This window comes from Mastigocladopsis repens PCC 10914 (assembly GCF_000315565.1).
Lineage (GTDB): Bacteria > Cyanobacteriota > Cyanobacteriia > Cyanobacteriales > Nostocaceae > Mastigocladopsis > Mastigocladopsis repens.
The window spans coordinates 4809918-4825182 of record NZ_JH992901.1 but is presented as its reverse complement, the minus strand read 5'-3'; the positions used below and the strand labels follow the sequence as shown (position 1 = coordinate 4825182).

The following is a 15265-nucleotide window of genomic DNA, read 5'->3' as shown; positions in this document are numbered from 1 at the left end:
AATGCGTAGTTTACATGACTTTGAGGCTTAACTGAACCGTATTGAATTATATCCTTCTTCCCTCTGCCCTCTGCCTTATCCCAACCAAGATCACCAAAAGTTGCCAAGACCCAGGATTAGTTGCAACTATCATTTCATCTCAAATGGCTATGTGCCACCAAACAATTTGACTGGGACTTTATTGATCTGCAAGTGCCTAGGTGTTTTCAATCATGACCATTGACTTTTCTCAAACTTAGAAATGAACAAGTCTGTCGAGAAAATATCCATGTCCTTTGTCGGTTGAGTCTGGCTTAATTGAAATTAAGGAAACGCAGTGAAAGCGATCGCTAGAAGGTACCCGCTGAATTGCTCTGCAAAGCCAATCTGATTCAGCTATCAACATTAGGGAGTAGGAAATGAATATTGAGCGATTAGCGCGAAGCGCAGCTCCGCCAAAACCGCCTCGTCAGTTGCATCCATTTATTCTCTTTGCTGCATTTCTGAGCACGTTTTATATCGGACTCATTGCTCCAATCTTGCCAGCTTTAGTCGAGCAATATGGTGGAAATGCCTTCACGATCGGGCTGTTGTTTTCTACCTATTCTTTCGCACAATTCTTGAGTGCGCCCATCCTGGGAGCAATCAGCGATCACTATGGGCGACGAGCGGTCATGCTGGTGAGTCTGTGTGGCGCAATCCTCGGCTTTTCGATGTTTGCGATCGGTGGAGCATTGTGGCTATTGTTTGTTGGCTGGATAATCGTGGGCGTGTGTGAGTGTTGGATTGGTACCGCTTTTTCCTATGTGGCAGATACAACCAAACCTAGCGATCGCACTCGCTACTTTGCTTTTCTGACTGCTGCAATTGGTTCAGGGTTTATTGTTGGTCCAGCCACGAGTGGCTTTGTCTCCCGAATTAGCCCTGTTGCGCCGCTCTATGTGTTGATCGGGCTGCTCGCTTTTGCTGCCATCTGGGGCTATTTCTCGATGCCAGAAAGTTTGCCGCCCGCACAACGATCAACAGTACTTCCGCTCAGTCACCTAAATCCACTGACTCAATCGCGTGACATCTTGCAATTTCCGCAACTCCGACTGCTACTGCTGAGTTTTCTGCTGTTCTGGACGATTGTGATTGTGCCTTCGGCTAACTTGCCGAGCTTGCTTGCCGATCGCCTCAATTGGACTCCAGAGCAGATGTCTCCTTTATTTGTCACCTTCGGGATCATTGTTGTCTCAGTTCAGCTTGTCGTCTTACCGCTGCTACTCCGACGTTTCCAAGAAATTCGTCTGGCAATTGTGGGTGGATTGATCGCAGGATTTGGATTCTTTCTGCTCGGTCTGTTTCCAATTACAGGCGCTTTGCAACTGGTTTATGGAGGAATCGTGGTCTATAGCATGGGACAACCGCTCGTGCAGACCTGTCTCAGCGGAGCGATGTCAAAAAGCATGAGCGCGGATGTACAAGGGCGGGTTCAAGGAAGTATTGCTGCGGTCATGGCGCTCGCGCAAGTAATCGGGCCGCTGTGGGCAGGTTGGCTATACCAAGCCGTGAGTCCATCCGCTCCCTATTGGGCGGCTACAGTCCAAGTGCTTGTTGCTGTCGCGGTCATGCTCATCGCACTTCCAGAACTTAAGCGTCTGAATCGGAAAAATCGTGCAATGAATGATGAACTGAATCAATATTACTAAATTCCCTCGTTAATCAAAGGAGCAAGATCATGAAATATCGCAAACTTGGAACAACAGACGCGCAAGTCTCAGCGTTGGGATTGGGCTGCATGGGAATGTCCGACTTCTATGGCGATCGACAAAGCGATGATGCTGAAAGTATCGCGACAATTCGAGCTGCAATCAATCTTGGAATTAACTTTCTCGACACAGGCGACTTTTACGGCATGGGTCACAATGAATTGCTGATTCGAGAAGCGATCAAAGGGGTTCCTCGTGACAAAGTATTCATTGCAGTGAAGTTTGGAGCACTGCGCGATCATAAAGGTAACTTTAATGGTGAAGATAGTCGTCCGGTGGCTGTGCAAAACTTCTTGGCTTATAGTTTGCAGCGTTTGGGGGTGGACTACATTGATCTGTACTATCCCGCGAGAATTGATGTAAATGTGCCGATCGAGGACACGGTGGGCGCGATCGCAGACCTGATTCAAGAAGGCAAAGTGCGCTATGCCGGACTTTCAGAAGCGGGTGCTAAAACCCTGCGTCGAGCGGCTCAAGTGCATCCCATTGCCATGCTTCAGACTGAATACAGTCTATGGACTCGAGAGCCTGAAACCGATGTGTTGCCCGTGTGTCGAGAATTGGGAACGAGTTTGGTTGCCTACTCACCACTGGGACGAGGGTTTTTAACGGGAGCCTTTCAATCTCCTGATAATTTCCCACCCGGCGATTGGCGGCGGCACAGTCCCCGCTTTCAAGGCGAGAATTTTTATCGCAACTTAGAACTGGTCAAAAAAATAAAGGAAATTGCCACCCAAAAGCAGTGTACGCCTGCCCAACTTGCACTCGCCTGGTTGTTGACAAAAGGCGAGGACATCATCCCAATTCCCGGAACGAAACGTCAAACACGGCTACATGAAAATGTAGGTGCAGTAGACATTGTGTTGACGGCTGACGAACTTGAACAAATTGAAGCAATTGTACCGATCGGCGCTGCTGCTGGAAATCGCTATCCTGAAGCACTCATGCACTCCGTTAACCGTTAATTTCATCAGTTAACCCTGCTGCGCTCTTTGCGAGTTCAAGTGACGATTACAGACAAAACTGATTGCAACACTCAGCGCAAAGCCGAGAGGGGAACCGCCGAGCGTTGCACAAGGGCGTGGACGTGCGTCAGGGAGACTTCAACGACGTCGCTACGGTCGCGCCCGCCCATGTCTTCAAAGCAGACGAGAACAACACGAAACAGTATCTGAGAAGATAACGACGCCGACGATTCTAACGAACTACAAGCAAAATTAAGGAAAAGAGAGCGACCATGATTTTGGTAACAGGAGCTACCGGACAGTTAGGGACAGCAGTAGTCAAAAATCTACTGGAAAACACATCAGCCAACCGAATTGCTGCATTTGTGCGTGACGAAAGCAAAGCATCTGCCTTAGTAGACATACGGGTAGGGAGTTATGATGATACTGCCTCGCTCGACAAGGCAATGCATGGAATCGAAAAGGTCTTACTGATAGCCGGAACGGATGAGGACAACCGCCTTCAGCAACACCAAAATGTAGTGGATGCCGCAAAAAAGGCGGGGGTTCAATGTATTGCCTACACCAGTCGGACTTTGAAAGATAGAAACACTATCGCAAACAAGTTGATGGTGGGACATTTTCAGACAGAAGATTACATCAAAGCGAGTGGGTTGAACTATGCTCTATTTCGCAATGTCTTGTATATGGACACCATTCCGCTGTTTGTGGGAGAAAGAGTTTTTGATACGGGTATTTACTTACCGACCGGTCACGGACGAGTACCCTTTGCCCTGAGAAGCGAAATGGGAGAAGCCATTGCCCATGCACTGTTAGAAAGCGGTTGCGGTAACCGAATCTACAAACTCACAGGAAGTGAGTCATATTCCTTTGACGATGTTGCGGCTACCCTTTCCGACTTATCAGGTAAAGAGGTAGATTATACACCTGCTGAGAAATCAGCATTTGAGGCGCAAATGAAAGAACGTGGCGTACCGGAAACTATGGTTGAGAGGGTCGTGGGTTTTCTAACCGACATCAAGAACGGGCAGGAAGAAGAAGTAAGCCCCGACATGGAAAACCTGCTTGGGCGAAAGCCTGCATCGCTTAAAAAGGGGTTGAAAGTTCTTTTCAATTTATAGGGAAACTATTCCCTGCGATGCGTCGGGCCGTTGCTCGCCCGGCTACAAATCCGTGAAGCGGTCACCCGTGCCGCAAATCGTTTCCCGGCAATGCGTCTTGCACCGGGTGCGTTCGTGCCGGAAATTCCTCATCATGGCCTTCGCGCCCCGATTGCGCTTCCGGTGCTACTGAAATAGAAAGAAAATGGGTATAGTTGCTTCAAACAAACAACGTTTAAGAAAGGCTCATCTATGAAAGTTATAGTAACAGGTTCGTTAGGAAACATCAGCAAGCCGCTGACACAAGAGTTAGTGCAAAAAGGACATGCGGTCACCGTTATCAGCAGCAAGCCCGAAAAGCAAAAAGACATTGAAGCCCTGGGTGCCACCGCAGCCATCGGCTCATTGGAAGACGTTGATTTTGTCACGGCTACTTTTACCGGTGCAGATGGTGTGTATTGTATGATACCGCCAAACGACTACTTCGATCAGAACCTTGACCTATTGGCGTATTATCACACAATCGCCAATAACTATGCGCAAGCCGTTCAACAGTCGGGCGTAAAGCGTGTGGTTTACCTCAGTAGCATTGGTGCTCATTTAGAGAAAGGTTCAGGTATCATTATCGGTCATCATAAAGGAGAAGGTATCATGAATAATCTGTCAGATGTTGCCATCACGTTCATGCGCCCCGTTGCTTTCTACTACAATTTATATGGCTATGTAGAAATGATAAAAAACCAGGGCGTTATTGCGGCAAACTACGGTGCAGATGACAAGGATGTATGGGTTTCCCCCATAGATATTGCTGCTGCCATTGCTGAAGAACTTGAAACACCGCTTGTTGGCAGCAAAGTGCGGTATGTAGCAAGTGACGAACTTACGGGCAACGAAACTGCAGCTATTTTAGGTGCAGCTATTGGAAAGCCTGATTTGAAATGGATTATTATTCCCAGCGAACAAATGCAAAGTGGTTTAGAAGCGGCAGGGATCAACCCAAACATTGCTGCAGGTTTGGTTGAAATGTATGCCGGGGTTCATAGCGGCATATTTTTAGAGGATTATTACCACAATAGACCGGCGGTTATGGGAAAAGTAAAGATGACAGATTTTGCAAAGGAATTTGCTGCTGCTTTTTAAAAAGGTTGATTGTCTTTGTACAAAAAGACTGCCCCTTTTGAGACAGCCTATGAAAATTTTTTCATTACAGGCTCACGATATGGGTAGTTTTGCCGAATCGTAAATAATTCGCTTCTGTTGCAAAAACTTTCTCAAACGCTAGATACAGAGTTGTGTTACGCATGTTTCAACGCTACGGATAGTGCTTCTCCAATTTTTTGCAACAGAACCGACATTTTAGCTCAAGTAGAATTCTTGTCTCAAATTTTTGGAGTTGCTGTCTAGAAGTTAACCTACCAACAGAGTTTTCATCTCCTCAAAAACTTTTTGCAACACAACCCCCTAATGGGGTTAATGACGTTTGATGATGATCCGCTGGAATTTGGTTCGCTGATGGGTAAGGGCGCGACTGTCCGGGGCATCGCCGTCGGCAACGCCCAAATGTATGAAGCGATGGTGCAGGCGATCGACACCCACAAAATCCGACCGCCTATCGATCGCAGGTTCCGCTTTGAGGACGCCAAGGACGCTTACCAAGCGTAGTTATCGCCGGAACTCTTCGGCAAAATCGCGATCGAGCTGGCGTAAATTACGCCAACCTGAGAGAAACAGAGAATCGCGCCTGGGGATGGAAAAGGATTCAGGTATATGTGTCAAGACGAGACACGTTTGGGACTCAAGACGAGAACGGGACGTTTAATCACCGCTCGTGGCGTAAAACCCGTAGGGTTAAGCCAGTGGCAACGTGATAATTTTTATTTGTACGGTGTTGTGGAACCTTTGAGTGGGTACAGCTTTTTCTACGAGTTCTCCCACCTCGATGGTGATTGTTTTCAGCGGTTCTTAGAGTTGCTATCTGCTGAACTTGGGGACGATACTGCGGTTATCCAGTTTGACCAAGGGTCATTTCACACAGTTAAAACCCTCGATTCTCCAGAAAATATTATTCCAATTTTTCAACCACCCCACTCTCCAGAACTGAACCCGATTGAGAGGTTTTGGGAGTTTCTCAAAAGCAAACTTCAATGGGAAAATTGCAAAACCCTTGCTCAACTACGTCAAAAGTTAGCTGAGGTTTTGGAAACTATTACACCTGAGGTGATAGCTTCTCTCACTTCTTACGACTTCATTCTTGAAGCTTTATTTAGCGCAGCTTCATAAAGAATTAGTATCACTGTAAATGTTTGACAACTTATTCCTCTGGTTGAATCAGCAGTCTTTGCTGCTTAACAGGGAACAGGACTTGCATTAGCTGACCCAGAGGTACAGAGCGCTGCTCCTGAACAAAAAGCAAGGGCAGGAGCGCAACCAGTCGTAGGACGCCTGATAAAGCAAACAGCCCTAGTAAGCCACCGGCACCAGGGTGAGTCGCGAGAAAGCTACCAGCGGTGATTCCTATTGCCCCACTCACACCAGCAACCGCCCCTGTGATCGCGAAGTATTTGGACTGATTACGCAGCGATGCCACTCCCATCATAAGATTGTTGGTACACAGGTCAATCGCCGCCCACGTTCCACCGGTTAGCACGTGCAACAAGGGTAACCAGACCCAAAGGGAAATTTGATCACTTCCAGTTCCTAGCCACAACAGAGGTGTTATTGCCACCAAGAGTCCCACTAATATCAGGAGCGGGCGATTGCCAATCCGGTCAGCCAGTTTGCCCCACAAAAGCAGCAGCAGCATATTAGCAGCAGTAGATATGGCAGTATAAATTGTTACTATGGTTATATCTATCTCCAGGTTATCCAGCATGTAGAGGTTAAAGAAGGGAGCGCTGACGTTAACGGCAAAGCACCATATGGCAATGTAAAACACAAACTTCAAAAAATTGGCGTCTTTGAGGAAGCTCAGATCTATTCCCCCTGGCTGCGGTTGGGATGTATCTGAACCCTCGACTTTTAAAAGTTGCGGGTTCACATCGGTAATCCAGAACTGGCTGACCAGACTACTTAGCCCAAACACAATTCCTAGAACCAAGACCACACCGTAGCCTTGAACCATTCCACCGGGCCAGGTCGATACTGCTAGACCCAGCAGCGGCACACTGATAAGATTCGTCAAGCTTAGAAGACTATTGCGAAAGCCAAAATACCGCCCCCGCAACCGCTCTGGGACTAACACAGCCGTCCAGCCCAAAAAGGGAGCACGACCGAAAGCTTCGATGATATTAGTCACCAAGATAATTCCCAATGTCAATAGCACCACTTGGTGCCCAGTGATATGAGATGAGGTGACTGAGGTGACGAACCAAATCGCTGGCACGAGAATCACCCACAGTAGCCGCGACGGGACGAAAATGCACATCGAATACCAGTTGAAGCTAGGACTTCTCTCTACCAGATAGGCTCCCAGCGGTTGGAGCAGATTCACCAGCTGAGGAATAGATGCAAGTAGACCAATTTCCACTGGACCGGCATCCAGTTCAAGCAAGAAATTACTGAGCAACGCACCGCCGATGATACTGTAAAAAACCGAAGCAAAGACACTCTCAAAAGTTAACGCCCTGAGGCTTTTCCGAATTTCCGGCTTGGAAATTTTAACAGGCGCGTTTGGAGTTGGAGGAAATACCGTCTCTGTTATTGCCCTATCCTCTGAGATTTCCTGAATAGGGACAGGGGGGAGAGGGCTCGTTTCTACTAAAATGTCATCTTCTTGTTGGGCAATCATACTCTTTAGCCAATATTTAAAGAATTAACAGGAACTTAATTGCTGCTTTCTTCGGAAATGTATTCCGAAGACAAATCTTCTAAAACATACTTTGTTTACAGCAGGTTGCAAGTAAATGAAGTACAACTCGCTTTGTCTAAAAGGCAGACAGAAAAGCCTTTTTACTTCTGACTTCTGACTTCTGACTGATGTATTTTGCTGTAAATCTTGCCATAGCAATCTTTCCCCTATTAGCCTTAATAAATGAACGCTATAGAGGGCTTTATGAATATAAGCAGCTATCACAAAATAGCCATTACTTTGATTTAAAACACATTTTTTACACCCTTTATTGTTTGAGAAATCTATTTATAAAATAATATTTTTCTTGTTTATTTTAATATGAATTTAATTTTTTAAATCTCCTTCTCAAGAGTTATTCTTTTTTGCAGAATCAATTTTTGATTTTCAATAAAAATATTTGCTGAAATTATTTGAGGGTTAATCATTAGAGGTCATATCTAAAAAGAATATACTACTCAGATGGGTTCAATCAGCTTACGCGCCTGAAAGCGATGTAACATAAGATTCTCAGCGAGTGCGTTGTACTCTGTTAACGCACCCTACTACTGTAGTATTTCACCCTAAAGCTACCTTTGGGAAGCGAGGGCTATAATTGTCATCCAACAGAGTACGTCTGTTGCTAGAGGGAACGATAGCCAGCAATCCTTAACTTGTGTAGATAGTTAGTTTAGCAAGTTCAACTAAGAGGCAAAAATGACTCAGGAACCACGTAAGCTGATTAATTTATCAGTCCATGAAACCGCTGACCCTAGTGTAATTAACCCTAATCCGGATAAAGAAGCCTCTGGAGAGATGAATGACTTGAACGACTCTGTTCATGATCAAGAAAATGTTGATGTTTCCATTCCGACTCTTTCTGATGACACTAGCAACGATAACCCTGTGGATCGTCAATTGGGCATTATATCGCGAAGTGCTGGATAAGCTGACTTGATGCAATGTAGCTAGGATTACAGGCAGCTTTAACATTAAACCTGCCTGCCGATAGTAAAAAACCTGTTAATATTTAGCAACAATAAAAATTGGGCAACAACATTATCCATTTTTCCCTGCTAGTTATGCAGTAATTAGCAGGATTTTTCTTATCTAAAGCCTAACGTACCACAAATTTATTTGGTGCGTTAGCTCATAGGTAATTTTCAACACCGAGGGGAGTAGTTAGGGTTAAGTCATTTATATTTTTACAATCTTTATTGTAAAAAAAATGCACTAATTGTTCCCTAGTCTAAGAAGTCAGAAGTCAGGAGTCAGGAGAGAAAAAGACTTACATAAGCAGGGTTTTAATCTATTTCTAACTGTCTAGTTATTTATGTCGTCCTGTACTAGTTTATTTATTGAAGTTCTATCTTTAAGGATTTTTGTATTCTAGATTACAAACGAAGTTAATATTTATTATCTAAAAACCTTGGATATAAACAAATATGTCGATTGATAGAAGGTTTCATAAACAGTAAATAGTATGTTTTTAAATTAGTGATAGACATTGTTGTCAAGGTAAATAGCCTGAACATTTTTTAGGCATTCAATAAAACAGCAAAAGCTCCTTTACTAGATAATTATCACTGCCCTTGTACTCACATAAAGTAAGTAAAAAGGGTAGTTTTTGTCTGGAATTATATTTGGGAGAGCATTTGCAAACAATTCTATTTCCTATAAACATAAAATTGAGTAACCTATGTCTGGCGAACAAAGTCACATAAAAAATAACGGTGTCAGTAATGGTCATTCCCGAAAGATACTTAAAGATAAACTATCGACACTAACTAAACCGCAATCATCAGGTGCATCATCACAGAATTTATCCATATCTAACAAAAGCTATAAACAAGCCTCTACAGATACGCCTGATATAGTTTGCTTGTCTCATTTGCGTTGGAATTTTGTCTATCAAAGACCGCAACATCTTCTGGTTCGTTGCGCTCAAGGACAGCGGGTTTTCTTCGTTGAGGAGCCGATTTTGAGCAAGGAACCTTTGGGGCGGTTGGATGTCACCCAAGACAACAATGGGGTAGTGGTTGTTGTTCCCCACTTACCACAAGGTTTGAGTCAAGAGGCGGTAAACGCAGATCTAAAAGTGCTGATTGATGGTTTGTTTGCAGAGCACAACATCCGCAAGTACATCTGTTGGTACTACACGCCGATGGCGATCGCATTTACAAGCCACTTGCAACCAGAAGCAGTTGTCTACGATTGCATGGATGAGTTATCTGCCTTCAAGGGAGCGTCACCCGCTTTAAAAAACTACGAAGCTGAACTTTTCCGCTGTGCAGATTTGGTGTTTACAGGTGGACAAAGCCTTTACGAAAGCAAGGTGAACCAGCACCCCAACGTCTACGCATTTCCCAGTAGTGTAGATGTAGCACATTTTGCACAAGGAAGAACTCTTAAAGAAGAACCAGCAGATCAAGTCAACATTCCCCACCCGCGCCTTGGGTTCTTTGGGGTGATTGATGAGCGGATGGATATCGAACTGTTGGCTGGTATTGCCGACACACGTCCTGACTGGCATTTGGTGATCATTGGACCAGTGGTGAAAATTGATCCCGCAACTTTGCCACAGCGGGAGAATATTCATTATCTCGGCGGTAAAGACTATAAAAAACTACCTGCATATTTAGCGGGGTGGGACTTGGCGATGCTGCCGTTTGCGCGTAACGAGTCAACTCGCTTTATTAGCCCCACTAAAACCCCAGAGTATCTTGCCGCAGGTAAGCCTGTGGTGTCTACCTCAATTCGAGATGTGGTGCGTCCCTACGGAGACTTGAAGCTAGTACGAATTGCAGACACTGTTGGAGAGTTCGTCGCCGCCATAGAAAAGGCTATGCAAGAGGACAACTCAGCATCGGGATGGTTGCGTCGGGTAGATGCCTTTTTGGAGCAAATTTCTTGGGATCGCACTTGGGGATCAATGATGCAATTGATAGACTCTGCGATCGCTGCACAAAAAGAAGGCAACAAAATTAACTCAAATCTGGCTATTGCTGGTAAACAAGCACCAAGTATCATTAACAGAGACAAAGAGCCTGTATTTGATTACTTGATTGTCGGCGCGGGGTTCTCAGGAAGCGTCATCGCGGAACGGTTGGCAACTCAGTCTGGTAAGAAAGTGCTGGTTGTGGACAAGCGATCGCACATCGGCGGCAACGCCTACGATCATTACGATGATCATGGAATCCTCGTACACAAATACGGTCCCCACATCTTTCATACCAACTCCCGCGAAGTCTTTGAATACCTCTCGCAATTCACTGAATGGCGGGCTTACGAACATCGCGTCCTTGCCAGCGTAGACGGGCAACTTGTTCCGATCCCCATCAACCTCGACACCATCAACAAACTCTATGGAATGAACCTGACTTCATTTCAGGTGGAGGAGTTCTTCAAGTCAGTTGCAGAACCGAAAGAATACATCCGTACCTCAGAGGATGTGGTGGTGAGCAAAGTTGGTCGAGAACTGTATGAAAAGTTCTTCCGCAACTACACTCGCAAACAATGGGGACTCGACCCATCGGAACTTGACAAATCAGTCATTGCCCGCATCCCCACCCGCACCAACCGCGACGATCGCTATTTCACAGATAGTTACCAGGCAATGCCCCGGTACGGTTTTACCCGGATGTTCGAGACGATGTTGGCACACCCCAACATCAAGGTGATGCTCAACACCGATTACCGTGAAATCCAAAAGGCAATACCTTGCGGTGAGATAGTTTACACGGGACCCGTTGATGAGTTCTTTGATTATCGCTACGGCAAACTACCGTATCGCTCACTTGATTTCAAGCACGAGACGCATAACACCTCGGTGTTTCAGCAAGCGCCAGTCATCAACTATCCGAACGACCACCTGTATACTCGCGTCACGGAGTTTAAGTACCTGACGGGACAGGAACACCACAAAACTAGTATTGTTTACGAGTTTCCCAAAGCAGAGGGAGACCCCTATTACCCCGTACCACGTCCGGAAAATCAGGAAATTTACAAGCAATACAAGGAACTGGCTGATGAAACGCAAGGGGTACATTTTGTGGGAAGGTTAGCAACCTACAAGTATTACAACATGGATCAATGTGTTGCTCAGGCTCTTTCTGTTTACAAGCAAATTGCGGTTAAGGCTTGATTTGTAGAGTGGGCAATGCCCACTTTTGTATGTGTCTTGGCGGTTAATATAGGGCTTCTCATTTGAATGAAGTACAGATTTATCTGTGTCCATCTGTACGCCAGTCGCCACAACGGGGGGCTTCGGGGTTCCCACGGAGGAGCCAGCCGCGTGGGCGGGTCTCCCGACTTGAGCGGACTGGCGTTGGGGTTGGGGGGAGACCCCCCTCCGCAGGCGACTGGCGTCGCAAAGAACGCCAAGGAAGAAAAGAGAATATATAAGATTGAGTTTAAAGTATGGTTTCCTTCAACTCAACATTCAACACTCATAACTCACAATTTCCTTTGGAAGTGTGGGCTGGTGTGGAGTGTACGGTTAATCGTGTGGGTGATGAGTATTTCGACCAGTTGGAACGCAACGGTCATGCAACGCGCTTGGATGACCTAGACTTATTTGCCGAACTAGGGATAAAGGCGATCCGCTACCCGGTGCTGTGGGAGCGAACCGCACCCAACGAGTTGGAGAATGCTGACTGGTCGTGGGCGGATGAGCGACTAGGGCGATTGCGCGAACTCGGCATCAATCCGATTGTGGGATTGGTGCATCATGGTAGCGGACCGCGTCACACTAGCTTGGTAGATCCGGAATTTCCAGAGAAACTAGCTTTGTATGCCCGTGCAGTTGCCCAGCGCTATCCTTGGGTGACGCATTACACACCCGTAAACGAAGCCCTAACAACGGCGCGATTCAGTGGAATGTATGGTCACTGGTATCCTCACGGAGGAGATGAGTTAAGTTTCGCACGTGCTTTGTTGGGGGAGTGCCGTGCGATCGCCCTTTCAATGAAGGCGATCCGGGAAGTTAACCCCAATGCCCAAGGAGTGCAAACCGAGGATTTGGGTAAGATTTACAGTACGCCAAAGCTGGCGTATCAAGCAGAATTTGAGAACGAGCGCCGCTGGTTGAGCTTTGATTTATTGTGCGGTCGAGTCACGCCGACTCATCGGATGTGGGGTCACCTGCGCTACTGTGGCATCAGTGAGGCTGAACTTGATTGGTTTCTGGAAAATCCCTGTCCGCCGAACATCATTGGGATTAACCACTACCTGACGAGCGATCGCTTTTTGGATGAACGCAAAGAACGCTATCCGGTTTCTTCGCATGGGAGCAACGGGCGGGATGAGTACGCAGATGTAGAGGCAGTGCGGGTTTGTGCTGAGGGTGCAGCAGGTCCGCGCAACTTGCTCAAAGAAGCATGGGAACGTTATAAACTGCCGATTGCTATTACCGAAGCTCACCTCCACTGCACCCGTGAGGAGCAGCTGCGCTGGCTTTATGAGGTTTGGAGTGGGGCGCTGCAATTACGAGGACAGGGTGTAGATGTCCGCGCTGTCACTGCTTGGTCGCTCCTGGGCACCTACGATTGGAATAGCTTAGTGACTCGTTGGGTCGGCTACTACGAGTCAGGCGTGTTTGACTTGCGCTCTTCACGTCCGCGACCGACAGCAATTGCCAAGATGATACGCGACCTATCCGCTGGGCGCAAACCGGACCACCCGCTACTTGATACACCCGGATGGTGGCATCGGCAAGAGCGGTTATTATACCCGGCGGTAAGTTGTCTAAAAGAAAGCAGTGGGCAGCCGGGAGTAGGGGGAGAAATAAATTCAAAATTCAAAATATGTCCGGAGGACACGCTACGCGTTAGTGAAACTCCTCCGGAGGAGGCACAAAATTCAAAATTAGAAGTTTCTTCCTCATCTCCTTCATCTCCACGCCAGTCGCCTCAACGGGGGGAACCCTCCGAAGTTTGCCTGGAGGGAAACCCTCCTTGCAACTTCTCTCCGCACGGCGCTGGCTCCTCTTCACCCCTAGTCATCGTGGGTGCAAAAGGAACTTTGGGAAGGGCTTTTGCTCGTTTGTGTGAACTGCGGGGTATTTCGTACCGCTTGCTGACACGCCAAGAAATGGACATTGCCGATCCTGCCTCGGTCGATGCTGTTCTAGCTGAGTTGAAGCCGTGGGCGGTTGTGAACGCTGCGGGATATGTGCGGGTGGACGATGCGGAACGCGAACCCCATGTTTGCCTGCGGGTGAACGCCACCGGACCAGCGATTTTAGCTGCTGCTTGCGCTCAGCATAACGTGGCGCTGCTGACTTTCTCGTCAGACCTGGTATTTGACGGTGCTGTGTTCAACCCTTATATAGAAAGTGATACCGTTGCCCCCCTTAATGTGTATGGGTGTAGCAAAGCTTTGGCAGAAAAGCTGGTATTGAAGGTTAATCCCGCATCGCTGGTCATTCGCACCAGTGCATTTTTTGGTCCTTGGGATGATTACAATTTTGTAACAATTGCGCTGCGTCAGCTCAGTGCTGGGAATACCTTTGTTGCTGCGGAGGATGGGATTGTTTCGCCTACGTACGTGCCGGATCTTGTCCATGCCAGTCTCGATTTGTTGATTGACGGCGAAACTGGCTTGTGGCATTTGGCTAACAAAGGTGCGATCGCATGGGCTGATTTGGCACGGCTAGCGGCGAAAACAGCAGGCTTTAATCCTAGCAATGTGATTGCCCTGCCAACGCGAGAACTTGGTTTAACCGCTCAGCGCCCGACTTACAGCGTTCTTGGTAGCAATAGGGGTGAATTAATGTCATCTCTTGACAGTGCGATGTCTCGCTATTTTGATGAGTGTCAACGATTTTAGATTTTTGTCATTTGTCAATCATTTCTAACTCTATACGGGCGTTGCTTTCGACCAGAAATATATCGAGTTTTCAGAAATATTTTTGCTTCGTGGCTTCGCCCCCTACCTAATTGATTAGATATCTCCGAAAAACAATGTAGAGACGCGCCGAATGAAAGCGTCTCTACAAGGGTTGTAGACAAGGCACAATTAATTTCTGGAGATGTCTATTGTTTCATCCAAAATATAAAATCTAAAACCTAAAATTAGTACAGTTATGACAACTATTTTAGTTACAGGTGGAGCAGGATATATTGGCTCCCATGCGGTATTAGCCCTAAAAAATGCAGGTTATGAAGTTATTGTTCTTGATAATTTGTCGAATGGGCATCGAGAACTTGTAGAACAGGTTTTGCAGGTAAAGTTGATTGTTGGTGATACGAGCGATCGCGCTCTTTTAGATAACATATTTTCAACCCACAATATAACTGCGGTGATGCATTTTGCCGCCTACATTGCTGTGGGTGAATCTGTCACTGACCCAGCCAAATATTACCACAACAACGTCGCAGGCACCCTGACGCTTTTAGAAGCAATGCTTGCTGCTTCCATCAACAAGTTCATCTTTTCTTCTACTTGCGCTCTTTATGGTGTGCCCAAGTTTGTGCCGCTGACTGAAGACCATCCTCAAGACCCCATCAGTCCCTATGCAACTACCAAATGGATGGTAGAACGAATATTATCTGATTTCGATACGGCTTATAGAACCCATTTGAGATCTTTGAGGTGAAGAAGTAAAATCGGCACAAACAGTGGAATAGAATCAGGTCAGGGCGA

General features: G+C 46.6%; 9 protein-coding genes and 2 pseudogenes. 10 read left to right on the top strand and 1 reads right to left on the bottom strand.

Translation table 11 applies throughout. The features are described from left to right. Positions 1 to 398: 398 nt before the first annotated feature. The 6 genes and pseudogenes from MAS10914_RS0123500 to MAS10914_RS0123475 all read left to right on the top strand — a co-directional run. Positions 399 to 1670, top strand: coding sequence for a tetracycline resistance MFS efflux pump (locus MAS10914_RS0123500; RefSeq protein ID WP_017318394.1), 1272 nt, complete (start codon positions 399 to 401; stop codon positions 1668 to 1670). 29 nt (positions 1671 to 1699) lie between these two features. Continuing rightward, positions 1700 to 2695, top strand: coding sequence for an aldo/keto reductase (locus MAS10914_RS0123495; RefSeq protein WP_017318393.1), 996 nt, complete (start codon positions 1700 to 1702; stop codon positions 2693 to 2695). A gap of 272 nt (positions 2696 to 2967) precedes the next feature. After that, the gene (locus MAS10914_RS0123490) at positions 2968 to 3816 is read left to right on the top strand and encodes an SDR family oxidoreductase (protein ID WP_017318392.1); all 849 of its coding nucleotides are present in this window, start codon (positions 2968 to 2970) and stop codon (positions 3814 to 3816) included. A gap of 231 nt (positions 3817 to 4047) precedes the next feature. Continuing rightward, positions 4048 to 4935: an NAD(P)H-binding protein gene (locus MAS10914_RS0123485; RefSeq protein ID WP_017318391.1), complete on the top strand. Its 888-nt coding sequence runs from the start codon at positions 4048 to 4050 to the stop codon at positions 4933 to 4935. Positions 4936 to 5268: 333 nt separating this feature from the next. Then, positions 5269 to 5457, top strand: coding sequence for a zinc-binding dehydrogenase (locus MAS10914_RS0123480; protein ID WP_198015000.1), 189 nt, complete (start codon positions 5269 to 5271; stop codon positions 5455 to 5457). A gap of 87 nt (positions 5458 to 5544) precedes the next feature. Then, positions 5545 to 6075: pseudogene (locus tag MAS10914_RS0123475) on the top strand (IS630 family transposase); the annotation flags it as partial. 31 nt (positions 6076 to 6106) lie between these two features. Here MAS10914_RS0123475 and MAS10914_RS0123470 read toward each other — a convergent pair. Further along, complete coding sequence (locus tag MAS10914_RS0123470) at positions 6107 to 7582, bottom strand: MFS transporter (protein WP_017318388.1); 1476 nt, start codon at positions 7580 to 7582, stop codon at positions 6107 to 6109. A 756-nt stretch (positions 7583 to 8338) separates the two neighbouring features. On the opposite strand from MAS10914_RS0123470, the gene MAS10914_RS0123465 reads away from it, so the two are divergent. From MAS10914_RS0123465 to MAS10914_RS30905, 4 genes and pseudogenes are all read left to right on the top strand, one after another. Then, complete coding sequence (locus tag MAS10914_RS0123465) at positions 8339 to 8569, top strand: hypothetical protein (protein WP_017318387.1); 231 nt, start codon at positions 8339 to 8341, stop codon at positions 8567 to 8569. Between the two features lie 751 nt (positions 8570 to 9320). Continuing rightward, a complete protein-coding gene (gene glf / locus MAS10914_RS0123460) occupies positions 9321 to 11765 on the top strand; it encodes a UDP-galactopyranose mutase (RefSeq protein ID WP_017318386.1) in 2445 nt (814 codons plus the stop codon). Positions 11766 to 12040: 275 nt separating this feature from the next. Further along, complete coding sequence (locus tag MAS10914_RS35850; protein ID WP_017318385.1) at positions 12041 to 14449, top strand: family 1 glycosylhydrolase; 2409 nt, start codon at positions 12041 to 12043, stop codon at positions 14447 to 14449. A 256-nt stretch (positions 14450 to 14705) separates the two neighbouring features. Next, positions 14706 to 15215: pseudogene (locus tag MAS10914_RS30905) on the top strand (NAD-dependent epimerase/dehydratase family protein); the annotation flags it as partial. Positions 15216 to 15265: the final 50 nt, after the last annotated feature.

What these genes read in the sequence shown, in the direction of transcription:
- MAS10914_RS0123495 (WP_017318393.1), top strand. Translation starts at nt 1,700, where the DNA reads ATGAAATATCGCAAACTTGGAACAACAGACGCGCAAGTCTCAGCGTTG.
- MAS10914_RS0123490 (WP_017318392.1), top strand. Translation starts at nt 2,968, where the DNA reads ATGATTTTGGTAACAGGAGCTACCGGACAGTTAGGGACAGCAGTAGTC.
- MAS10914_RS0123465 (WP_017318387.1), top strand. Translation starts at nt 8,339, where the DNA reads ATGACTCAGGAACCACGTAAGCTGATTAATTTATCAGTCCATGAAACC.
- MAS10914_RS0123480 (WP_198015000.1), top strand. Translation starts at nt 5,269, where the DNA reads ATGACGTTTGATGATGATCCGCTGGAATTTGGTTCGCTGATGGGTAAG.
- MAS10914_RS35850 (WP_017318385.1), top strand. Translation starts at nt 12,041, where the DNA reads ATGGTTTCCTTCAACTCAACATTCAACACTCATAACTCACAATTTCCT.
- glf (WP_017318386.1), top strand. Translation starts at nt 9,321, where the DNA reads ATGTCTGGCGAACAAAGTCACATAAAAAATAACGGTGTCAGTAATGGT.
- MAS10914_RS0123500 (WP_017318394.1), top strand. Translation starts at nt 399, where the DNA reads ATGAATATTGAGCGATTAGCGCGAAGCGCAGCTCCGCCAAAACCGCCT.
- MAS10914_RS0123485 (WP_017318391.1), top strand. Translation starts at nt 4,048, where the DNA reads ATGAAAGTTATAGTAACAGGTTCGTTAGGAAACATCAGCAAGCCGCTG.
- MAS10914_RS0123470 (WP_017318388.1), bottom strand. Translation starts at nt 7,582, where the DNA reads ATGATTGCCCAACAAGAAGATGACATTTTAGTAGAAACGAGCCCTCTC.